Raw genomic sequence first — 21,712 nt, 5'->3', positions numbered from 1 at the left:
TCGGGCACCCGGGAGGCGGTCGCGGAGGCTCCGCGACCTCCGTCAGGTGCGGGAGACCGTCGGCTTCTCGGCGTCGGTGCCGGAAGCAGGGGTGGTGGTGTCGTCGGAGTCGGACTCGACGTCCTCGAATTCTACCGCAGCCGGGGCGGGCGTCCACTCGCGACCCGGCCGGTAGGCCGAGGGCTCGGCGCCCGGGTGCTCGCGCTTCTGGATCACCACGAGGACCAGGCCGATGACCACGGCGATGAGCGCGGCCCAGACGTTGGTGCGGATGCCCCAGAAGAACTCGCTCGGGTCGATCCGGATGGACTCGAACCAGACGCGGCCGATCCCGTACCAGATCAGGTAGGCGGCGAAGACGGTGCCCCACTGCAGCTTGAGACGGCGCTCGAGCAGGAGGATGACCGCGATGCCGACGACGTTCCAGAGGATCTCGTAGAGGAAGGTCGGGTGGAAGAGCGTGCCCGCCGGGAGGCCGACGGGGAAGGCCGGGTTGGTGGTCTCGATCTCGAGGCCCCAGGGCAGGGTCGTGGGCAGGCCGAAGAGCTCGTGGTTGAACCAGTTGCCCAGACGCCCGAGCGCCTGCGCGGCGAGCATGCCGGGGGCGAGGGCGTCGGCGAAGGTCCAGAACCGCACTCCTGTCCAGCGGCAGCCGATGAACGCGCCGACCGCGCCTCCGATCAGCCCGCCGAAGATGGCGTTGCCGCCGTTCCAGATGCGGACGACCTCCCACGGGTCGGCGCCGTCGTAGAAGTAGTCGCCGGGGTGGGTGAGCACGTGGTAGGCGCGGGCGCCGACGATGCCGAGCGGCACAGCCCAGATGATGATGTCGAGCACGACCCACGGCTCCGCGCCGCGGCGCTTGAGCCGCTGGTTCGTCATGATCGTCGCCACGATGATCCCCGCGAGGATGCAGAGCGCGTAGGTGTGGATCGCGAGCGTGAAGGTGCCGATCGTGAGGTCGTACTGACTCCACGCGTCGGGGGGGCTCGGAATGCTCAGCGGTACGGACACCGGTACTCGACCTTTCGAAGGAGGGGGTCCCCCGGGCGCGGCTCGGCCGCGCCCCGGTGGGCATCCCGATTGTAGCGGGAGGGTGTCAGCGCGCGGAGCGCAGGCGGGTGCCCTCGGCGAGGCCGCGGGAGGTCTCGGCGACCGCGTCGACCCCGCCGGACGCCAGCGCCCGCACCAGGGCGGATCCGACGATGGCGCCGTCCGCGTAGGCGAGGATCTCGGCGACCTGCTCGCCGGTCGAGATGCCCAGGCCGACGCACGCGCTCTCGGAGCCGGCGGCGCGGAGGCGGTCGACCAGGGTGCGGGCCGCGGAGTCGACATCGGTGCGCGCGCCGGTGATGCCCATCGTCGAGACCGCGTAGACGAATCCACGGCTCGAGTCGACGGCCTGGCGCAGGCGCGTGTCCGTCGAGGACGGTGCCGCGAGGAACACGCGGTCGAGTCCGAGCCGCTCGGAGACGGCGAGCCACTCGGCGCCCTCGTCCGGGATCAGGTCGGGCGTGATGAGGCCGGACCCGCCGGCCTCGGCCAGATCGGTGGCGAAGCGCTCGACCCCGTACTGCAGGACGGGGTTGTAGTAGGTCATCACCAGGACCGGCACGTCGACGCGCGCCCGGATCTCGCGGACGGCCTCGAAGCCGTGGCGGAGGCGGAAGCCGCCCGCGATGGCGGCCTGGGTCGCCTCCTGGATGACGGGTCCGTCCATCACCGGATCGGAGTAGGGCAGACCGAGCTCGATCGCGTCGACGCCGTTCTCCGCCATGGCCACGGCGGCGTCGATGCTGGTCGGCAGGTCGGGGAAGCCGACGGGGAGGTAGCCGATCAGGGCGCCCGCCGCCTCCTCGTTCCGGCGCCGGACGGTCTCGGCGACGCTCGGTCCGCGGCCGCTCACGACTGCACCGCGCCCTGGTCCATGAGGCCGAAGTAGTGCGCAGCGGTCGTCATGTCCTTGTCGCCGCGGCCCGAGAGGTTGACCAGGATGGTGGCCTCGGGGCCGAGCTCGCGCCCGAGCTCCAGCGTGCCGGCCAGCGCGTGCGCGGACTCGATCGCCGGGATGATCCCCTCGGTGCGGCTGAGCAGCATGAGCGCGTCCATCGCGGCCGAGTCGGTGACCGCGCGGTAGTCGGCGCGGCCGATGCTCGAGAGCCATGCGTGCTCCGGGCCGATGCCCGGGTAGTCGAGGCCGGCCGAGATCGAGTGCGACTCGACGGTCTGGCCGTCCTCGTCCTGGAGGAGGAAGCTGCGGGCGCCGTGCAGGACGCCGGGGCGGCCCTTGCTGATGGTCGCCGCGTGGCGGGGGGTCTCGATCCCGTCGCCGCCGGCCTCGAAGCCGACGAGGCGGACCTCGGGGTCGTCGAGGAAGGCGTGGAAGATCCCCATCGCGTTGGAGCCGCCGCCGACGCAGGCGGTGACCGCGGTGGGCAGCGAGCCGGTGAGCTCGAGGACCTGCTCGCGCGCCTCCTCGCCGATGATCTTCTGGAAGTCGCGGACGAGGGCCGGGAACGGGTGCGGGCCCGCGACGGTGCCGAAGATGTAGTTCGTGGTGCCCACGTTCGTCACCCAGTCGCGCATCGCGTCGTTGATCGCGTCCTTGAGGGTGCGCGAGCCGGTCGTCACGGGGATCACCTCGGCGCCGAGCAGGCGCATGCGGGCGACGTTGAGGGCCTGGCGCTCGGTGTCGACCTCGCCCATGTAGACCACGCAGTCGAGGCCGAACAGGGCGGCGGCCGTGGCGGTCGCGACGCCGTGCTGGCCCGCTCCCGTCTCGGCGATGACGCGGGTCTTGCCGATCCGCTTGGTGAGCAGCGCCTGGCCCAGCACGTTGTTGATCTTGTGCGAGCCGGTGTGGTTGAGGTCCTCGCGCTTGAGGATGATCCGCGCACCGCCGGCGTGCTCGGCGAACCGCGGCACCTCGGTGATGATCGACGGACGACCGGTGTAGCTGCGGTGCAGCTCCATCAGCTCGGCCGCGAACGCGGGGTCGACCTTCGTGCGCTCGTACTCGGCGCTCAGCTCGTCGAGGGCCTCGACGAGGGACTCGGGGACGTAGCGTCCGCCGAACTCGCCGAAGTAGGGGCCGAGTTCATCCCGGAGTGCCATGGGGGTACCGCCTATCGGTGTGGTCAGTGCGCCAGGAAGCCGGCGAGGGTGGAGACGGGGTCGCCGCCGGTGACGAGAGCCTCGCCCACGAGGACGACGTCGGCTCCGGAGCCGCGGTAGTGCGCGACGTCGTCGGCGGTGAGGACGGCCGACTCGGCCACCTTCACCGCGTCGTCGGGGAAGCGCTCGGAGAGGCGGCCGAAGAGGTCGCGGTCGAGCTGGAAGGTGGAGAGGTCGCGGGCGTTCACGCCGATGAGCCGCGCGCCGAGGTCGGCGGCCCGCTCGAGCTCGTCGGCCGAGTGCGTCTCGACGAGCGGGGTCATCCCCAGCTCGAGGACGAGGGCGTGCAGCTCGGCGAGCAGGGGCTGCTCGAGCGCGGCGACGATGAGGAGGACCAGGTCGGCTCCGGCCGCGCGGGCCTCGAGGACCTGGTACGGCTCGGCGACGAAGTCCTTGCGCAGGACGGGGATCGACACGCGCTCGCGGACCGCCTCGAGGTCCGCCAGGGACCCCTTGAAGCGGCGCTCCTCGGTGAGGACGCTGATCGCGCTCGCTCCCCCGAGCTCGTACTGTCCGGCCAACTCGGCGGGGACGGGGATGTCGGCGAGGGCTCCGCGCGACGGGCTGGCGCGCTTCACCTCGGCGATGATCCTGACGCGCTCGGCGGGGGCCAGAGCGGCCAGGGCGTCGAGGGCGGGCGCCTGGGCGAGCGCGCGGCGCTCGACGGCTTCGAGCGGGGCGCTCTCGCGGCGCCGGGCCGCGTCGGCCAGGGCGCCGGCGGTGAGGTCGGCGAGCACCTAGGCGCGCGCCTTCGGGTTCGCCTTCGCGCCGTTGACGCCGTAGCCCGCCTTGGCCATGCCCATGCCCACGAGCAGACCCACCACGACCAGGCCGGCCGAGAGCCAGACCACCAGGGGCACGTCGAACCAGAACGCGATCGTGCCGATCGTGAATCCGACCAGCATGATGACGACGGCCGTCCACGCTGCGGGCGAGTGGCCGTGGTTGTCGTCGTCGTGCTCGGTGCTCATGGGTCTCCTCCTGGGGGTGCATCGGGACCAGAGCAGTCTAGCGTGAGGCGCCTGAGCGCCCGGCCCCGGACTCGCCTGCGCAGCCGCCTGCAGGAGGCGGGGATGCCGGACCGCCGGACACGACCGCGGCCGGTGTCAGCGGCCCGAGGTGGGGTCGTCGCCGCGCGAGAGCTCGTCCCACGAGACGACCGGATCGATGTCGCCGTCGTCCGTCTGCACGGTCGACGCGCCGTGGCCGTAGCCGTCGGCGGGCTCGAAGCGGGACGCGCGCTTCCGCGCCGCTCCCGGCCAGCGGCGCGAGGTCGCGAGGACGCCGATCCCGAGCAGCGCGGTGAGCACGCCGCAGACCAGGGCGACGACGGGCCAGGCCGTCGCGGAGGACGAGGCCACGAGCGCGGCGACGGACTGCTCCCCCGCGATGGCGGTCGCCTCCGTGACCAGCGAGGCGCCGGCGCGCACGGGGTCGCCCAGTGCCGTCGCGGCCGCGAGCACCACCGAGGCGCCGAGGACGGCCTGGAGCACACCGAGCACGATCCGGAAGACGGGGCCGGCGATGGCGAGGGCCGCGGCGAGGGCGAGGCCCGCGAGCGCCAGGGCGGAGAGCGCGGGCGCGGCGACGGTCCCGGCCACGTCGATCCGCTGGCCCTCCCCCTCGATCGCCGCCAGGGTCAGCGTGGACCAGGTCTGGGTGGAGGAGGTCAGCTCGAGCGCGGCGAGGAGCACGACCCCGAGGATCGCCGTGTACTTCAGCCGCCGTCCGCTCATGCTCACTCCGCCGGGCCGAGGCCGGTGAACGGCACGAGGGGGTCGACGTCGAAGCAGGCGTGCTCGCCCGTGTGGCAGGCTGCGCCGATCTGCTCGACCTGGACCAGCAGAGTGTCGGCGTCGCAGTCGAGGGCGGCACCCCGCACGTACTGCGCGTGCCCGGACGTGTCGCCCTTGCGCCAGTACTCCTGGCGCGAGCGCGACCAGAAGGTGACGCGGCCCTCGGTGAGGGTCCGCCGGAGCGCCTCGCGGTCCATCCAGCCCATCATGAGCACCTCGCGGGTGTCGTGCTGCTGGATGATCGCGGGCAGGAGCCCGGTCGGATCGAAGGCGGCGCGGTCCAGGACGGCGTCGAGCTCGGCGGGGGTCATCGGATCTCGATCCCGGAGGCGGCGAGCGCGCGCTTGACGTCACCGATCGTCAGCTCGCGGTTGTGGAAGACGGAGGCGGCGAGCACGGCGTCGGCTCCCGCGTCGACGGCCGGAGCGAAGTGCTCGACGGCGCCGGCGCCTCCGGAGGCGATGACCGGCACGGAGCTCAGCTCGCGCATCGCGGCGATCAGCTCGAGGTCGAAGCCCTGCTTGGTGCCGTCGGCGTCGATGGAGTTGACCAGCAGCTCCCCGGCGCCGCGCTCGACGGCCTCGGCCGCCCAGGCCAGGGCGTCGAGCTCGGTCTCGCGGCGTCCGCCGTGGGTGGTGACGACGAAGCCGGACGCCGTGGCGTCGCTCCGCTTGACGTCGAGCGAGAGCACGAGCACCTGCGCGCCGAAGACGTCGGCGATCTCGCCGAGGAGCTCGGGCCGGGCGATCGCGGCGGAGTTGACGCCCACCTTGTCGGCGCCGTGCGCGAGCAGTCGCGAGACGTCCTCGGCGCTGCGCACGCCTCCGCCGACCGTGAGCGGGATGAAGACCTGCTCGGCGGTCGCCCGCACCACGTCGTAGGTGGTCGAGCGGTCGTCGACCGTGGCGGTGACGTCGAGGAAGGTCAGCTCGTCGGCGCCCTGCTCGAAGTAGAGGCGGGCGAGCTCGACGGGGTCGCCCGCATCGCGCAGGTTCTGGAAGTTGACGCCCTTCACGACGCGGCCGGCGGCGACGTCGAGGCAGGGGATGACGCGGACGGCGAGACTCATCGGCTCCCCCTCTACAGGCGCGCGGCGTGGATGGAGGTGACCAGGATCGCGCGGGCGCCCAGGTCGTACAGGCGGTCCATCACCTGGTTCATGTCCGAGCGCGGCACCATCACGCGGACGGCCACCCACTCGGCGTCGTGCAGCGGCGAGACCGTCGGCGACTCGAAGCCCGGGGCGATCGCCGTGGCGCTCTCCACGAGCGCGACGGGGCAGTCGTAGTCGAGCAGCACGTATTCGCGGGCGACCAGCACGCCCTGCAGGCGGCGCAGCAGCACCGGGATGCCCTCGGGCTCCCCCGCGGCGGAGACCAGGACGGCGGTCGAGTCCAGGATGACCGGCCCGAAGATCTCGAGGCCGGCCTTGCGGAGCGTGGTGCCGGTCTCGACGACATCGGCGATGACGTCGGCGACGCCGAGCTGGATCGCGGACTCGACCGCGCCGTCGAGGCGGATCAGCGACACCTCGACGCCGTGCTCCCGGAGGAAGCGGCCCACGAGGCCCGGGTAGCTGGTCGCCACGCGGAGGCCGTCGATCTGCGCGAGCTCGTCGTAGCGGCCTGCGGGCCCGGCGAAGCGGAAGGTGGAGTTCGCGAAGCCCAGGCTCGCGATCTCCCGCGCCTCGGAGCCGGAGTCGATCAGGAGGTCGCGGCCGGTGACCCCGACGTCGAGAGCGCCGGAGCCGACGTAGGTGGCGATGTCGCGCGGGCGCAGGTAGAAGAACTCCACCCCGTTGCGCTCGTCGACGACGTGCAGCTCCTTCGGGTCGCGGCGGCCGGTGTAGCCGGCCTCCGCGAGCATCTGACCGGCGGTCTCCGAGAGGGAGCCCTTGTTGGGGACGGCGACGCGCAGGAGCGCCGGGGCGGGGGTGGTGGTCACGGGACGTCCTTCATGACTCGACGGCTGTTCAGGGGGCGGCACGGCTCCTCGGGGAGCGTGCGGGCGCGACGGCGCGGAGCGGAGGCGCACCCCGGCGAGCGGGGCGGGGCTCACAGATGCCGGTAGACGTCGGCCGTCGTCAGTCCCTTGGCGAGCATGAGCACCTGCAGGTGGTAGAGCAGCTGCGAGATCTCCTCGGCGGTGCGCTCGTCGCCCTCGTACTCGGCGGCCATCCACACCTCGGCGGCCTCCTCGACGATCTTCTTGCCGATGAAGTGCACGCCGGCGTCGAGCTCGCGGACGGTGCCCGAACCCTCGGGACGGGCGGCGGCCTTCTCGCCCAGCTCAGCGAAGAGGTCGTCGAAAGTTTTCACCGGGGAAGTCTATACGGCGGCCGGGCGCGGGCCGCCTCAGTGCCGGTGCAGGTGAGCGGTCGCCGTCTCGCGCAGCGACGCGATCGCGGCCTCCGGGTCGTCCGCGCCGAAGACCGCGGAGCCCGCGACGAAGGTGTCGGCTCCCGCCTCCGCTGCGATCTCGATCGTGCCGGGAGCGATCCCGCCGTCGACCTGGAGCCAGACGTCGAGCCCGGTGCGGTCCACCACGTTCCGGAGGGTGCGCAGCTTGGGCATCGTCTCCTCCATGAAGGACTGGCCCCCGAAGCCGGGCTCGACCGTCATCACGAGGACCTGGTCGAACTCGGGCAGGAGGTCGAGGTAGTCGTCCACCATCGTGCCCGGCTTGAGCGCGATCCCCGCCCGCGAGCCGATCTCGCGCAGGCGCCGCGCCAGGGCCACGGCGTCGCGCGCGGCCTCGGCGTGGAAGGTCACGGAGAAGGCGCCGGTCTCGGCGTAGTCGGGGGCCCACCGGTCGGGGTCGTCGATCATCAGGTGCAGGTCGAGCGGCCGGGGCGAGACGTCCTGGAGGCGCTGGACCATGGTCAGCCCGAAGGTGAGGTTCGGCACGAAGTGGTTGTCCATCACGTCGACGTGCACGAGGTCGGCTCCGGCGATGCGCTGCAGCTCGGCCTCGAAGTTCACGAAGTCGGCGGAGAGGATGCTGGGGTTGATCCGTGCGGGCATGCGTCCAGCCTAGATCGGAGCGTCCTCGGCGTCCGCCGGCCGAGCACGCTCCCGCTCCGGAGGGGTCAGGCGTCTCCGGACGCCGCCTCGAGGGGCCGGCGGCGGCGGAGGAGCTGGACGAACATGGCGTCGGTGCCGTGCCGGTGCGGCCAGAGCTGCACGTGGAGGGGGCCGTCCGGCAGCGGGAGCGGGTCCGCCGTCACCGCGCGCAGCACGGCCGGCGTGTCGACGAGCTCGAGCTCGTGCCGCTCCTGCGCGAGGGCGAGCACGCGCCGGGTCTCGCCGAGGTGCGGCGAGCAGGTCACGTAGGCCAGCAGCCCGTCGGGAGCGAGAGCCCGGACCGCGGAGTCGAGCAGCTCGCCCTGGAGGGCGGCCAGCGGCTCCACGTCGGCCGCGGACTTGCGCCAGCGCGCCTCGGGCCGACGCCGCAGCGCACCGAGACCGGAGCACGGCGCGTCGAGGAGGATGCGGTCGAACGAGCCCGGCTGCTCGTCGCCCAGGTCGCGCCCGTCGCCGGTGCGCACCTCGACCGACGGGTCGACGGCGGCCAGCGCCTGCCGCACCAGGCCCGCGCGGCCCGGGACCACCTCGTTGGCGAGCAGCGCCGCCCCGCCTGCGCGCGCCTCCGCCGCGAGCAGCGCCGCCTTGCCGCCGGGTCCCGCGCACAGGTCGAGCCAGCGCTCGCCCGGGCGGACCGGCCGTGCTCGGGAGAGCGCCAGAGCGGCGAGCTGGGAGCCCTCGTCCTGCACGCGCACGCGGCCCTCGTGCACCGCGGGGAACGCCTCCGGGTCGCCGCCGGTGCTGGTCATGCCGACCGGCGAGAACCGGTCGGGTTCGGCGTCGGCGATCTCGCCGGGAGACGCCAGGCCCGGCAGAGCCACCAGGTTCACCCGCGGAGCCGCGTTGTCGGCGGCGAGCAGCGCGTCGAGCTCGTCGGCCGCCCCCTCCGCCGCCAGCGCCCGTCGCAGGGCGCGCACGATCCACACGGGGTGGGAGCTCAGCGCGGCGATCCGGTCGTCCCCGGAGACCGCGGCCGCGGAGACCCGCTCGCGCCACTCGCCGGCGCTCGAGCGCGAGACCGCGCGCAGCACGGCGTTGGCGAAGGCCACCGCTCCCCGCGAGGAGCCAGCAGCGACGAGCGCGACGCTCTCGTTCACCGCGGCGTGCGGGGCCACGCGGGTCGCGAGCAGCTGGTGCACGCCCAGGCGCAGCGCGTCGAGCACGGGCGCATCGATGCTCTCGACGGACCGGCCGGCCGCGAGGGCGATCACGCGGTCGTAGTAGCCGGACATCCGCAGAGTGCCGTAGCAGAGCTCGGTGGCCAGTCCCGCGTCGGCGGGCGAGAGGCCGGCGGCGCTGATCCGCGCGGGCAGGACCAGGTTGGCGTAGGCGTCCGACCCGCTCACCGCGAGCAGGACGTCGTAGGCGACCCGCCGGGCGGGAGCGGCCTCGCGCCGGGCGCTCACGCGAGCACCGTGCTCTCGCGCAGGCCGCGGGCCCAGGCGGCGCCGGCCATCGGGGTCCTGCCGGCGGGCTGGACGGTGACCAGCTCCACCGCTCCGTCCGCGGTGCCGACGAGGGCGCGCCCCGAGTCGAGGCGGACGACGCCGGGAGCGAGGTCCCCCTCGGCCGCGCGGACCGCGAGCACCTTGAGGCGCGCGTCCCCCACCGCGGTCGAGGCTCCGGGCTCGGGAGTCGTTCCGCGCACGAGCGCGAGGACCCGCGCGGTCGGGAGGCTCCAGTCGATCCGGCCGTCGGCGGCGTCGAGCTTGGGAGCGGGGGTCGCCTCTCCGGCCTGCGGAGTCGCGACGGCCGTGCCCTCCTCCAGCGCGTCGACCACGCCGAGGGTGAGGCCGGCGCCGCTCGCGGCCAGCTCCGTCAGCAGCTCGCCCGCGGTGTGCTCCCCCGCGTCGACGGCGAGCTCGGCGTACACGTCACCGGCGTCGAGCTCGGCGACCAGCTGGAAGACGCTCGCGCCGATCCGTGTGTCGCCCGCCATCAGCGCCCGCTGGACGGGAGCCGCCCCGCGCCAGCGCGGCAGCAGGGAGAAGTGCAGGTTGATCCAGCCCAGGCGCGGCACCGCCAGCAGGCGCTGCCGGACGAGGCCGCCGTAGGCCACGATCACGCCGAGGTCGGGGGCGAGCTCCGCGATCCGGTCGGTCACGTCCTCGTCGAGGCGGTTCGCCCGGATCACCGGGATCCCCAGCTCCTCGGCCACGACGGCGACCGGCGAGGGGGTGAGCACGCGCTTGCGTCCCACCGGGGCGTCCTCCCGGGTGACCACGGCCACGACCTCGTGCGCGGAGGCGGCGAGGTCGCGGAGGGTCGGAACGGCGGCGGCGGGCGTGCCGGCGAAGACGAGGCGCACGGGGGTCTCCTGGGGAGTCAGAGGATGTCGGGGTCGTCGAGACGGACCCGGAGCCGGGGGGCCGGCCGGAAGCGGCCGGGCGTGGTCGGCGGGCGACGACGGCGCGTGGCGTTGCGGATCACGGCGGAGCGGAGGCGCGCGGCCACATCCGCACCGCGAGCGTAGTCGAACCGGACGATCGCCCGGACGGAGCCGTCCTCGAGCCCGACAGGACCGAGGACCTCGTGCCGGTCGTCCTCGTCGAGCGCCTCGAGCGCCTCCTCCACCGCGTGCGCGTCGCCGCTCACCGTGGCCAGGCGCACCGCGGGCGGGAAGCGCAGAGCGCGCCGCTCCTGGAGCTCGGCCCGGAGGTACTCGGCCTGCCGCCAAGTCGCCAGGGCGGTCGCGAGCCGGCCGCCGACCCCGACCAGGAGGACCGGCGCGCCCGGGCGGGCCAGCGCCGCGGCGTTCGACCAGGTGCGGAGCGCGTCGTCGGCGACCCGCAGGCTCTCGCGGGCCAGCATCCGCTCGCCGTCCAGCAGCAGGACGGCGTGGTAGCCGCCGTCGGCCCGCGGCTCCGCCCCGCGCGTGGCCACGACGAGCGCGGGCTCGTCGGGGAGGGTGAGCACGGGGCGCTGCCCGTCGGCGACGATCACCTTGGCACCCGGGAAGGCGCGTCCGAGCTCCTCCGCGGTGCGGCCCGCGCCGAGGGAGACGAGGCGCAGAGCCGTCGCCTCGCAGACGGAGCAGGTCCAGTCGGCCGCGATCAGGCCGCACCAGCCGCAGCTCGGCCGCCCGCCCTCGGAGTGCACGCCGAGCGGACCCTGGCAGCGGTTGCAGCGTGCGACGGTCCGGCAGCGGGCGCAAGCGACCACCGGCGCGTAGCCGGGGCGCGCGACCTGGACGAGCACGGGACCGGAGTCGAGGGCCTTCCGCGCCTCCCGCCAGGCGGAGGAGGGGATGCGCGCTGCCGCGTCGTGCTCGTCGGCCGCCCACTGCTGGGCGGTCGGCACGACGTGCGGGCGGCGGCTCGGCCGCGGCTCCACTTCGGTCGCGAAGCCGATCTCGACGAGCCGCTCGACCTCGACCGTGCGCGTGTTGCCGAGCAGGACGAGGCCGGCGCCGCTCTGCTCCTGCCGCACCAGGGCGACGTCGCGGGCGTGCGCGTAGGGCGCGAGCGGCTCGGCGAAGAGCGGATCGCCGTCGTCCCAGAGCGCGATCAGGCCGAGGGCGGAGGAGGGCGCGTAGAGGACGGAGCGGTTGCCGACGACGACCCGCGGCCCGGGATCGAGGCAGCGGACGAAGGCGGAGTAGCGCTCGGCGCCCTTCTGCCGCGCATCGAGGCGCACCACCGCCTCCGCGGGGACGAGGGCGGCGAGAGCGAGCTCCAGCTGCTCCTGGTCGCGGTAGTCGGGGACGGCCAGGATCGCGTCGCGGCCCGCGGCGAGCGTGTCCCGGGCGAGCTCGGCGAGCGTGACGGCCCAGCCGCCGACCCACGCGCCCGAGTCGAGCCTCACCGGAGCCGGCACGGCGCCGACCGCCAGCCGGGCCCCTTCGGCGAGTCCCGCGAAGGAGGCGTCGGAGTAGCCCGTCACGCCGCCCGCCTCGACCGCGGGCGCCGCAGGAGCGGGACCCGCGGCGAGTCGCGCCTTCTCGACGCGGACGTGGCGGCGCGGCACGGCCAGGCGCAGCACGTCGCTCGCGCCTCCGGAGGCGCGGTCGGCCACCCGGCGGGCGAGGGCCCAGACCTCCGGGGTCAGCACGACGAGCGGCGAGACCAGCTCCTCGATGCCGCTGAGCGCTCCGGCGTGCTCGGTCCCCTCCCCCGTCTCGACGACGAACGCGTCGGCGATCCGGCCTCCGGTCCGCAACGGCACCCGCACGCGCACGCCGGGGACCACCTCGCCGCGCAGCGCCTCCGGCACCGCGTAGTCCAGGAGCCGGTCGAGCTGCGGGAGGGGCGAGTCCAGGAGCACGCGCGCGACGGCTCCGCTCGTCGCCATCGCCGCCGCGCCCGCTACGAGAGGCCCGCGGCGGTGCGCAGGTCGTCGACCCGGTCGAGGCGCTCCCAGGTGAAGTCGGGGAGCTCCCGGCCGAAGTGGCCGTAGGCCGCGGTCTGCGCGTAGATCGGGCGGAGCAGGTCGAGTGCGTGGATGATCGCGGCCGGGCGCAGGTCGAAGACCGAGCGGATCGCCTCGGTGATCGTCTCGTCGGAGACGGTGCCGGTGCCGAAGGTCTCGACGTAGAGGCCGACCGGGGCCGCCTTGCCGATGGCGTAGGCGACCTGCACCTCCAGCCGCGAGGCGAGCCCCGCGGCGACCGCGTTCTTGGCGACCCACCGCATGGCGTAGGCGGCCGAGCGGTCCACCTTCGACGGGTCCTTGCCCGAGAACGCGCCGCCGCCGTGGCGGGACGCTCCGCCGTAGGTGTCGACGATGATCTTGCGGCCGGTGAGCCCGGCGTCGCCCTGAGGGCCGCCGATCTCGAAGCGGCCCGTCGGGTTGATCAGCAGGCGCACGGCGGAGGAGTCGAGGTCGACCGTCTCGAGGACGGGGCGGATGACGTGCGCCGCGATGTCCGCGTGGATCGTCTCGGTGCTGACGTGCTCGGCGTGCTGGGTGGACAGGACGACGGTGTCGATGGTGGACGGCGTCGTGCCGTCGTAGCCGATGGTGACCTGGGTCTTGCCGTCGGGTCGGAGGTAGTCGAGCTCGCCCGACTTGCGGACGGCGGCCAGGCGCTCGGCGAGGCGGTGCGAGAGCCAGCTCGGCAGCGGCATGTACTCGGGGGTCTCGTCGGTCGCGAAGCCGAACATCAGGCCCTGGTCGCCCGCGCCCTGGCGGTCGAAGGCGTCCTCGCCCGCCTCGGAGGAGCGGACCTCGAGCGCCGTGTCGACGCCCGCCGCGATCTCGGGCGACTGCTGGCCGATCGAGACCGAGACGCCGCAGGAGCGGCCGTCGAAGCCCTTCTCCGAGGAGTCGTAGCCGATCTCGACGATCGTGTCGCGCACGATCTTGGGGATCTCGACGTAGCCGCTCGTGGAGACCTCGCCCGCGACGTGCACGAGCCCCGTCGTGACCAGCGTCTCGACGGCGACCCGGCTGTGCGGGTCCTCGCGGAGCAGGGCGTCGAGGATGCGGTCCGAGATCTGGTCGCAGATCTTGTCCGGGTGGCCCTCGGTGACGGACTCGGAGGTGAACAGGCGGAGGGGACCGGAGGTCATGCTTCTCTTCTCGTCCCGGCTCGTGCGGACCGGGGTCGTTCTTACCGGGAGTGGCCTGGCGGGCGCGATGCCGGGCGGCAGGCGATCGGCGCCTGGGCGGGCGGACCGGCGGGGCTAGCGCACGACCGCGTCGAGGACGCGATCGGCCACCTCCGCCTTGCTGCCCGAGGCCTCGCCAACTATATCGCCGGCCCGATCGAGGACCACGACGGCGTTGCTGTCGCTCTGGAAACCCTCGGCCCAGCCCACCCTGTTGAGGACGAGCAGGTCGCAGCCCTTGCGGGCGATCTTGGCGCGGCCGAGCGCGAGCATCGCGTCCCGGTCCGGCTCGGTCTCCGCGGCGAAGCCGACGACGATCTGCCCCTCCCGCCGGGAGGCGGAGATCTCGGCGAGGACGTCCGGGTTCTTGACGAGCTCGAGGACGAGACGGTCGCCCTGCTGCTCCTTCTTGATCTTCGCGTCGGCGACCGCGGCGGGCCGGTAGTCGGCGACGGCCGCGGCCATGATCACGACGTCCGCGCCGGTGGCCGCGGCGAGAGCGGCCTCGCGCAGCTCGAGCGCGGTGCCCACCGGGAGGACCGTGACGCCCTCCGGCGCCGGCACGTCGAGGTTCGCGGCGAGGAGGGTGACCTCCGCGCCCCGGGCCGCAGCGGCCAGCGCGAGCGCGACGCCCTGCCTGCCGCTGGAGCGGTTGCCGACGAAGCGCACCGGGTCGAGGGGCTCGCGGGTGCCGCCGGCGGTCACGAGGACGCGCACGCCCGCCAGGTCGCGGCGGGCGGAGGCGGAGCGGGCGTGGACGGCGAGGGCCTCCGCCACGATCGTCTCGGGCTCCTCCATGCGGCCGGGGCCCGAGTCGGCGCCGGTGAGGCGGCCGACCGCGGGGCCGACGACGTGCACGCCGCGGGAGCGGAGCACCGCCGTGTTCGCGACGGTGGCGGCGTTCGCCCACATCTCGGTGTGCATCGCGGGGGCGACCACGAGCGGGGCGGTGCTCGCGAGCACCGTGTTGCCGAGCAGGTCGTCGGCGAGGCCGGCGGCGAGCTTGGCGAGCGTGTGCGCCGTCGCGGGCGCGATCACGATGAGGTCGGCGGCCTGGCCGATTGCCACGTGCCGGACCTCGGCGACGCCCTCGTAGAGCTCGGTGTGCACCGGGTTCCGCGAGATGGCCTCGAGGGTGGGCTTCCCGACGAAGCGCAGCGCGGCCTCGGTCGCGACGACGTGCACGTCGTGCTCCGCGAGGACCAGCGCGCGGACGACTCCGACGGCCTTGTACGCGGCGATGCCGCCGGTGATGCCGACGACGACGTTGAGCCGTCGGCCGGCCTCGAGAGAGGAGCCCACCCGGAGGGGACTACTCGGCGAGGGGCTTGGCGACGAGCTTGTCCTCGTTGATCTCGTGCAGTGCGACCGAGAGGGGCTTGTCGTCGATGGTGGAGTCGACGAGCGGGCCGACGTTGTCGAACAGGCTGCCCTCGTGGAGGTCGGCGTAGTAGTCGTTGATCTGGCGGGCGCGCTTGGAGGCGAAGATCACCAGCGCGTACTTGGAGTCGACCTTCGAGAGGAGCTCGTCGATGGGCGGGTCGATGATGCCGAGGTTGTTGGCCATGGGTGTCTCCTTGCAGGCGCATCAGCGCCGATCTGCGGCTCCGGAGCAACACGACGCGCGGGCTCCGAGGGGCGTGTGCCCGGTGGGACCCGGGGCGTCGGCCCGGAGGTGGTCGGTGGCCCGGTGTCAGCGGCCCGGGTCAGCGGGCGCGCCGTCGGCACGAGGCGACATCAATTCTACGACCTCGCGGGCCGCTTCGGGCACGGTGCTGTTGACGACGGCGAAATCGAACTCGTCCTGCGCGGCCAGCTCCACCTTCGCGGTGGCCAGGCGGCGCTCCTGCTCCTCCGCGCTCTCGGTGCCGCGGCCGACCAGTCGGCGGACCAGCTCGTCCCAGGTCGGCGGCAGGAGGAAGACCAGCCGCGCGTCCGGCATCCGCTCGCGCACCTGGCGGGCACCCTGGATGTCGATCTCGAGCATCACCTGCCGGCCCTGCTCCAGCGCGGCGTCGATGGGGCCGCGGGGCGTGCCGTAGCGGTGAGCGTTGTGGACGACGGCGTACTCGAGGAACTCCCCCGCCGCGACCATCCGGTCGAACTCGGCGTCGTCGACGAAGTAGTAGCTGACGCCGTCCACCTCGCCCGGACGCGGGGCCCGGGTGGTGGCCGAGACCGAGAGCAGGACGTCCGGGTAGTTCTCGCGGATGTAGGTCGACACCGTGCCCTTGCCGACCGCGGTCGGACCGGCGAGGACGAGCAGGCGGTTGCGGCCGGGGCGGCGCTGCCGCGACTCCCGCTCCTCCAGGAACGACGCCAGGCCCTCGACCTGGCGCCGGCCGAGCCCGCCGAGGCGCTTCGACTCAGCGATCCGCAGCTGGTCCATCACCCTGGGCGTCTTGACCACGCCGAGCGCGGGCACGGCGCGGAGCAGCTCGCTGACGCGCATCCGCCCCTCGACTCCGAGCGGCTCGGCCTGGGCGGCCGCGAGCACGGCGGTCGCGGGGCGGCGTCCGGCGGCGACGGCCTTCTTGACGGCGGCGCGGGCACGGCGCGCCGCGATCGCGGCCTCGGAGGCGGCGCGCCGGTCGACCTCGGGCGGCGAGGGACGGCGCACGGCCTCCGGGCCCGAGGAGGCGCCGGGATCGGGGCTGACGGTTTCAGCGGACAAGGGTCTCCTGGATGTCGGTCGCGCGGCGGGTGATCTCGGCCGCGATCCCCGAGGGGCCGGCGCCGAGCACGCTTCGCGACTCGCTGACGATGGTGGCGGCGCTCAGCGCGCCGAACAGCCGCTGCGCGTCCGCGACGGCCGCGCCCTGGTGGCCGAAGCCGGGCGCGAGCACCGGGAGTGCGGGGTGCAGCGGCTCGTCGATGCCGATGCCGAAGTCGCCCAGGGCGACCGTGGCGCCGAGCACCACGCCGACCGAGCCGATCGACGCGCGAGCGTGAGCGTCGTTCCAGGATGCCACGTCCGCCACGACCGCGCGTGCCACGGTGTATCCCGCCCGGCCGCCGTCCTGCACGAGGGCGCGCTGCACGGGACGGGCCTCGGGGTTGGAGGTGGCTGCGAGGACGAACACGCCCTTGCCCGCCTCCTCCGCGAGGGTCAGCATCCCCTCGAGGGAGCCGAGCCCCTGGTAGGCCGCGGCGGTCATGGCGTCCGCCTCGAGCGGCGAGCCCGGCCGGAGCCACGCCTCGGCGTAGGCGGTGACGCTCGTGCCGATGTCGCCGCGCTTGACGTCGGCGATCACCAGCAGTCCGGCCTCGCGGGCGTCGGCGAGCACGCGCTCGAGCGCGGCGTAGCCCGCCGAGCCGTGCCGCTCGAAGAACGCGATCTGCGGCTTCACCACGCCCACGCGGCCGGCCGCCGCCTCGACGACCGTGCGGCCGAAGCTCTCGAGTCCGGCTGCGTCGTCGGCGAGGCCCCACGCGTCGAGCAGGTACGCGTGCGGGTCGATCCCGACGCAGAGCCGGCCGTGCGCGGCGAACGCCGCCTCGAGGCGCGAGCCGAAGGAGGCGGTGCCCGCCGCGCCGCCGCTCACGCGGTGCGCTCCGCGCGGCGCAGGGCGTAGTCCTGCAGGCTCGTCACCTCGAAGGGCTCGTTCGCCGCGTCGAGCGAGGCGACCGCGGCCGCGAGCTGGGCGATCGTGGTGAACAGCGGCTTGTCCGCGGCGACCGCGGCGGCGCGGATCTCGTAGCCGTCGGCGCGGGTCGCTCCTCCGCTGGGCGTGTTGATCACCACGTCGACCTCGTCGCGGGCGATCAGCTCGACGATGGAGGGCGCGTCGCCCTCGGCGGTCTCGCTGTACTTGCGGACCACGCGGGCCTGGATCCCGTTGCGGTTCAGCACCTCGGCCGTGCCCTCGGTCGCGAGGATGTCGAAGCCGAGCTGGCGCAGGCGCAGCGCGGGCAGGACGATCGAGCGCTTGTCGCGGTCGGCGACCGAGATGAAGACGGTCCCGCTCGCCGGCATGCCGCCGTACGCGGCGTCCTGGCTCTTCGCGAAGGCGCGCGGGAAGTCGCGGTCGATCCCCATGACCTCGCCGGTGGAGCGCATCTCGGGCCCGAGCAGCGAGTCGACGATCTGGCCCTCCTTGGTACGGAAGCGCTTGAACGGCAGGACCGCCTCCTTCACCGCGATGGGAGAGTCCATCGGGACGTCGGAGCCGTCGCGCTCGGGCAGCAGGCCCTCGGCCTTCAGCGCGGCGATGGTCTCGCCCACCATCAGGCGCGACGCGGCCTTCGCGAGCGGGATCCCCAGCGCCTTCGACACGAACGGCACGGTGCGCGAGGCCCGGGGGTTCGCCTCGAGCACGTAGAGCACGCCCTGGCCGATCGCGAACTGGACGTTCAGCAGTCCCCGGACGCCGACGCCCTGCGCGATCGCGAGGGTCGCCTCCCGCACCTGGTCGATCTGCCGGCGGCCGAGCGTCACCGGCGGGAGCGTGCACGCCGAGTCGCCGGAGTGGATGCCGGCCTCCTCGATGTGCTCCATCACGCCGCCGATGTAGAGCTGCTCGCCGTCGAAGAGCGCATCGACGTCGATCTCGATCGCGTCGTCGAGGAAGCGGTCCACCAGCAGCGGGTGCGCCTCGTCGATGATCCCCTCGCCGGCCATCCGCTCGAAGTAGTCCTCGAGCTGGGGCGTGCCGTAGACGATCTCCATGCCGCGCCCGCCGAGGACGAACGACGGACGGACGAGGACCGGGTAGCCGATCTCCACCGCGACCTCGCGGGCGCCGTCGAGGTCGGTCGCGGTGCCGTTGCGCGGAGCGAGAAGCCCCGCCTCGTCGAGGATCCGCGAGAACGCGCCGCGCTCCTCCGCGAGGTCGATGTTCGCGGGGGTGGTGCCGAGGATGGGTACGCCGGCCGACTCGAGGCCCGCGGCGAGCCCGAGCGCCGTCTGGCCGCCCAGCTGCACGACGACGCCGACGAGCTCGCCGGACTGCGACTCCGCGTGGATGACCTCGAGCACGTCCTCGAGAGTCAGCGGCTCGAAGTAGAGGCGGTCCGAGGTGTCGTAGTCGGTCGAGACCGTCTCGGGGTTGCAGTTGATCATGATCGTCTCGAAGCCCGCGTCCGAGAGCGCGAACGAGGCGTGCACGCAGGAGTAGTCGAACTCGACCCCCTGGCCGATGCGGTTGGGGCCGGAGCCCAGGATGACGACCTTGCGGCGGTCGGCGGCGACGACCTCCGTCTCCTCGTCGTACGAGGAGTAGTGGTACGGCGTGAGCGCCGGGAACTCACCCGCGCAGGTGTCGACGGTCTTGTAGACCGGGCGCACGTCCAGCGCGTAGCGGGTGCGGCGGACCTCCGCCTCGTCGAGCCCGCGGAGCTCGGCGATCTGCGCGTCCGAGAAGCCGTGGTCCTTCGCCAGGCGGAGGAGTCCGGCGTCGAGGCCGTCGTGCTCGCGCACCAGGTCGGCGATCTCGTTGATCAGCACGATCTGGTCGAGGAACCAGGGGTCGATCTTCGTGGACTCGAACGCCTGCTCGACCGTGGCTCCCAGGCGCAGCGCCTGCTGCACGGTGACGATGCGGCCATCGGTGGGGGTCCTCGCGATCTCGAGGAGCTCCTCGACCGAGCGCTCCTGCGCGCCCCAGTGGAACGACGAGCCGCGCTTCTCGAGCGAGCGGAGCGCCTTCTGCAGCGCCTGCGCGTAGTTGCGGCCGATCGCCATCGCCTCGCCCACCGACTTCATGGTCGTGGTCAGCGTCTTGTCGGCGGCCGGGAACTTCTCGAACGCGAACCGCGGGACCTTCACGACCACGTAGTCCAGCGTCGGCTCGAAGCTCGCCGGCGTCACCTTGGTGATGTCGTTCGGGATCTCGTCCAGGCGGTAGCCGATGGCGAGCTTCGCGGCGATCTTGGCGATCGGGAAGCCGGTCGCCTTGGAGGCGAGGGCGGAGGAGCGGGAGACGCGCGGGTTCATCTCGATCACGATGATCCGGCCGTCCGCCGGGTCGATCGCGAACTGGATGTTGCAGCCGCCGGTGTCCACGCCCACGTCGCGGATGATCCGGATGCCGATGTCGCGCAGCTTCTGGTACTCGCGGTCGGTGAGGGTCAGCGCCGGTGCGACGGTGATCGAGTCGCCCGTGTGCACGCCGACGGGGTCGACGTTCTCGATCGAGCAGACGACGACCGTGTTGTCGGCCGTGTCGCGCATGAGCTCGAGCTCGTACTCCTTCCAGCCGAGGATCGACTCCTCCAGGAGAACCTCGGTGGTGGGGCTCTGGTGCAGGCCGTCGCCGACCATCCGCACCAGCTCCTCGCGGGTGTAGGCGAAGCCGGAGCCCAGGCCGCCCATGGTGAACGACGGGCGGATGACGAGGGGGTAGCCCAGGTCCTCGGCGTACTCGATCGCCTCGTCGACGGTGTGCGCGATGTAGGACTTCGCGACGTCGGCGCCCGCGTCCAGCACCAGCTGCTTGAAGATCTGGCGGTCCTCGCCGCGGTTGATCGCCTCGAAGCTCGCGCCGATGAGCTCGACGCCGTACTTCTCGAGGATCCCGAGGTCGTGCAGCTGGATGGCCGCGTTCAGGGCCGTCTGCCCGCCGAGGGTCGGCAGGATGGCGTCCGGCTTCTCCTTGGCGATGATCGCCTCGATCGCCTTGGGCGTGATCGGCTCCACGTAGGTGGCGTCGGCGAAGTCGGGATCGGTCATGATCGTCGCCGGGTTGGAGTTGACGAGGATCACGCGCACCCCCTCGGCACGCAGCACGCGGCAGGCCTGGGTGCCGGAGTAGTCGAACTCGACGGCCTGTCCGATGACGATCGGGCCGGAGCCGATGACCAGGACGCTCTGGATGTCTTCCCTGCGCGGCATTACTTCTGCTCTCCGATGCTGCTGGTCGTGGGGATGTCGGTGGGCTCCGAGGCCCCGCGCCCGGCCGTGCGCTGCACGACCATCTCGCGGAAGCGGTCGAAGAGGTGGTTGGAGTCGTGCGGGCCGGCCGCCGCCTCCGGGTGGTACTGCACCGAGAAGGCGGGGATGTCGAGGCAGCGCAGGCCCTCCACGACCGAGTCGTTGAGGGAGTAGTGGCTGACCTCGACGCGGCCGAAGCCCTCGGGCGAGTCCAGCTCGCCCTCGATCGGCGCGTCCACGGCGAACCCGTGGTTCTGCGAGGTGATCTCCACGCGGCCGGTGAGCTTGTCGAGCACGGGCTGGTTGATCCCGCGGTGGCCGAACGGGAGCTTGTAGGTGCCGAAGCCGAGAGCGCGCCCGAGCAGCTGGTTGCCGAAGCAGATGCCGAAGAACGGCAGGTCGGCGCGCAGGGTGGTGCGCAGCAGCTCGACGTGGCGGTCCGAGGCATCGGGGTCGCCGGGGCCGTTGGAGAAGAAGAGCGCGGACGGGTCGAGCGCGAGCACCTGCTCGGCGGTCACGGACTCGGGCAGCACGTGCACGTCGAAGCCGCGCTCCGCGAGGTAGTCGACCGTCGAGGTCTTCACCCCGAGGTCGATGACCGCGACCGAGCCGACGCGCTCGCCGCGGGCGGGCACCGTGTACTGCTCGTCGGTCGAGACCGAGGAGGACAGGTTGAGCCCCTGCATCTGCCGGCCGCCGAGGACCAGCGCGAGCTGCTCCTCCTCGGGGAGGGCGAGGTCCTCGCCGGAGAACACGCCGGCGCGCATCGAGCCGGCCGAGCGGATGTGGCGGGTGATCGCCCGGGTGTCGACGCCGGAGATCCCGACGATGCCGTCGGTCTCCAGGTCGTCGCCGAGGGAGCGCTGCGCGCGGAAGTTGGAGACGACGCGGGAGGGGTCGCGGACGACGTAGCCGGCGACCCAGATGCGGCGCGACTCCATGTCCTCGTCGTTGGTCCCGGTGTTGCCGATGTGAGGCGCGGTCTGCACGACGATCTGGCCGGCGTAGCTCGGGTCGGTCAGCGTCTCCTGGTACCCGGTCATGCCGGTGGCGAAGACGATCTCGCCCAGGGTGCGGCCTCGGGCGCCGTAGGCCTGTCCCCGGAATCGTCGTCCGTCCTCGAGGACGAGGACGGCGGTGGGTTCGGTGCTGAGGCGTGTCGTTGGCACGGACTAGGAGCCCTTCTGGGTCGTGTCGGGGCCGCCGTCGGCGGCTCCGGGGTGGGAGGGGGAGGAACGG

At 73.4% G+C, this 21,712-nt stretch carries 21 protein-coding genes; all 21 read right to left on the bottom strand.

All coding sequences use genetic code 11. The annotated features are described in order from the left end of the window. Positions 1-42: 42 nt before the first annotated feature. The gene (gene lgt, locus C5B95_RS05150) at positions 43-1,014 is read right to left on the bottom strand and encodes a prolipoprotein diacylglyceryl transferase (protein WP_258059820.1); all 972 of its coding nucleotides are present in this window, start codon (positions 1,012-1,014) and stop codon (positions 43-45) included. Positions 1,015-1,099: 85 nt separating this feature from the next. Then, positions 1,100-1,906: a tryptophan synthase subunit alpha gene (trpA, locus tag C5B95_RS05145; protein ID WP_104232657.1), complete on the bottom strand. Its 807-nt coding sequence runs from the start codon at positions 1,904-1,906 to the stop codon at positions 1,100-1,102. After that, the gene (trpB, locus tag C5B95_RS17705; protein ID WP_104225310.1) at positions 1,903-3,114 is read right to left on the bottom strand and encodes a tryptophan synthase subunit beta; all 1,212 of its coding nucleotides are present in this window, start codon (positions 3,112-3,114) and stop codon (positions 1,903-1,905) included. Before trpB ends, trpA begins: the two co-directional genes overlap by 4 nt. Before the next feature lie 23 nt (positions 3,115-3,137). Beyond that, positions 3,138-3,911, bottom strand: coding sequence for an indole-3-glycerol phosphate synthase TrpC (trpC, locus tag C5B95_RS05140; RefSeq protein ID WP_104221862.1), 774 nt, complete (start codon positions 3,909-3,911; stop codon positions 3,138-3,140). Continuing rightward, positions 3,912-4,145 carry a DUF6704 family protein gene (locus tag C5B95_RS05135; RefSeq protein ID WP_104221860.1) on the bottom strand — a complete coding sequence of 78 codons (234 nt, stop codon included), beginning with the start codon at positions 4,143-4,145 and terminating at the stop codon, positions 3,912-3,914. Positions 4,146-4,280: 135 nt separating this feature from the next. Continuing rightward, a complete protein-coding gene (locus tag C5B95_RS05130; protein ID WP_104221858.1) occupies positions 4,281-4,910 on the bottom strand; it encodes a Trp biosynthesis-associated membrane protein in 630 nt (209 codons plus the stop codon). A gap of 2 nt (positions 4,911-4,912) precedes the next feature. Then, a complete protein-coding gene (gene hisI, locus C5B95_RS05125) occupies positions 4,913-5,281 on the bottom strand; it encodes a phosphoribosyl-AMP cyclohydrolase (protein WP_104221855.1) in 369 nt (122 codons plus the stop codon). Next, positions 5,278-6,039: an imidazole glycerol phosphate synthase subunit HisF gene (gene hisF / locus C5B95_RS05120; protein WP_104221853.1), complete on the bottom strand. Its 762-nt coding sequence runs from the start codon at positions 6,037-6,039 to the stop codon at positions 5,278-5,280. Before hisF ends, hisI begins: the two co-directional genes overlap by 4 nt. Positions 6,040-6,050: 11 nt before the next feature. Beyond that, positions 6,051-6,914 (bottom strand): ATP phosphoribosyltransferase, encoded by an 864-nt coding sequence (gene hisG / locus C5B95_RS05115; protein WP_104348642.1) that lies wholly within the window; start codon positions 6,912-6,914, stop codon positions 6,051-6,053. Positions 6,915-7,024: 110 nt separating this feature from the next. Then, on the bottom strand, positions 7,025-7,288 hold the full coding sequence (locus C5B95_RS05110; protein WP_055791842.1) for a phosphoribosyl-ATP diphosphatase: 264 nt from the start codon (positions 7,286-7,288) through the stop codon (positions 7,025-7,027). Between the two features lie 36 nt (positions 7,289-7,324). Further along, positions 7,325-7,993 (bottom strand): ribulose-phosphate 3-epimerase, encoded by a 669-nt coding sequence (rpe, locus tag C5B95_RS05105; RefSeq protein WP_104257836.1) that lies wholly within the window; start codon positions 7,991-7,993, stop codon positions 7,325-7,327. A 65-nt stretch (positions 7,994-8,058) separates the two neighbouring features. Continuing rightward, the gene (locus tag C5B95_RS05100) at positions 8,059-9,459 is read right to left on the bottom strand and encodes an RsmB/NOP family class I SAM-dependent RNA methyltransferase (protein WP_258059819.1); all 1,401 of its coding nucleotides are present in this window, start codon (positions 9,457-9,459) and stop codon (positions 8,059-8,061) included. Beyond that, a complete protein-coding gene (locus C5B95_RS17700; protein ID WP_219813821.1) occupies positions 9,456-10,361 on the bottom strand; it encodes a methionyl-tRNA formyltransferase in 906 nt (301 codons plus the stop codon). The genes C5B95_RS05100 and C5B95_RS17700 overlap by 4 nt, the downstream gene beginning before the upstream one ends. Positions 10,362-10,378: 17 nt before the next feature. Beyond that, the gene (locus tag C5B95_RS05090) at positions 10,379-12,343 is read right to left on the bottom strand and encodes a hypothetical protein (RefSeq protein ID WP_104348639.1); all 1,965 of its coding nucleotides are present in this window, start codon (positions 12,341-12,343) and stop codon (positions 10,379-10,381) included. Positions 12,344-12,357: 14 nt separating this feature from the next. After that, entirely contained in the window at positions 12,358-13,563 is a 1,206-nt protein-coding gene (gene metK / locus C5B95_RS05085) for a methionine adenosyltransferase (RefSeq protein WP_104348638.1), read from the bottom strand. A 114-nt stretch (positions 13,564-13,677) separates the two neighbouring features. Beyond that, positions 13,678-14,904: a bifunctional phosphopantothenoylcysteine decarboxylase/phosphopantothenate--cysteine ligase CoaBC gene (gene coaBC, locus C5B95_RS05080; RefSeq protein WP_104292131.1), complete on the bottom strand. Its 1,227-nt coding sequence runs from the start codon at positions 14,902-14,904 to the stop codon at positions 13,678-13,680. 10 nt (positions 14,905-14,914) lie between these two features. Then, on the bottom strand, positions 14,915-15,169 hold the full coding sequence (rpoZ, locus tag C5B95_RS05075; protein WP_104221835.1) for a DNA-directed RNA polymerase subunit omega: 255 nt from the start codon (positions 15,167-15,169) through the stop codon (positions 14,915-14,917). 126 nt (positions 15,170-15,295) lie between these two features. Continuing rightward, the gene (gmk, locus tag C5B95_RS05070) at positions 15,296-16,222 is read right to left on the bottom strand and encodes a guanylate kinase (protein ID WP_104348685.1); all 927 of its coding nucleotides are present in this window, start codon (positions 16,220-16,222) and stop codon (positions 15,296-15,298) included. Positions 16,223-16,265: 43 nt separating this feature from the next. Continuing rightward, positions 16,266-17,147, bottom strand: coding sequence for an orotidine-5'-phosphate decarboxylase (pyrF, locus tag C5B95_RS05065; RefSeq protein ID WP_104232667.1), 882 nt, complete (start codon positions 17,145-17,147; stop codon positions 16,266-16,268). Then, positions 17,144-20,434: a carbamoyl-phosphate synthase large subunit gene (carB, locus tag C5B95_RS05060; protein ID WP_104267300.1), complete on the bottom strand. Its 3,291-nt coding sequence runs from the start codon at positions 20,432-20,434 to the stop codon at positions 17,144-17,146. The genes pyrF and carB overlap by 4 nt, the downstream gene beginning before the upstream one ends. Then, positions 20,434-21,642: a glutamine-hydrolyzing carbamoyl-phosphate synthase small subunit gene (carA, locus tag C5B95_RS05055; protein ID WP_104232669.1), complete on the bottom strand. Its 1,209-nt coding sequence runs from the start codon at positions 21,640-21,642 to the stop codon at positions 20,434-20,436. The genes carB and carA overlap by 1 nt, the downstream gene beginning before the upstream one ends. Between the last annotated feature and the right edge of the window lie 70 nt (positions 21,643-21,712).

Origin of the sequence: Rathayibacter sp. AY1A7, from assembly GCF_002930845.1 — a bacterium.
Classification (GTDB): domain Bacteria; phylum Actinomycetota; class Actinomycetes; order Actinomycetales; family Microbacteriaceae; genus Rathayibacter.
This window is presented reverse-complemented; position numbering and strand designations above follow the sequence as displayed.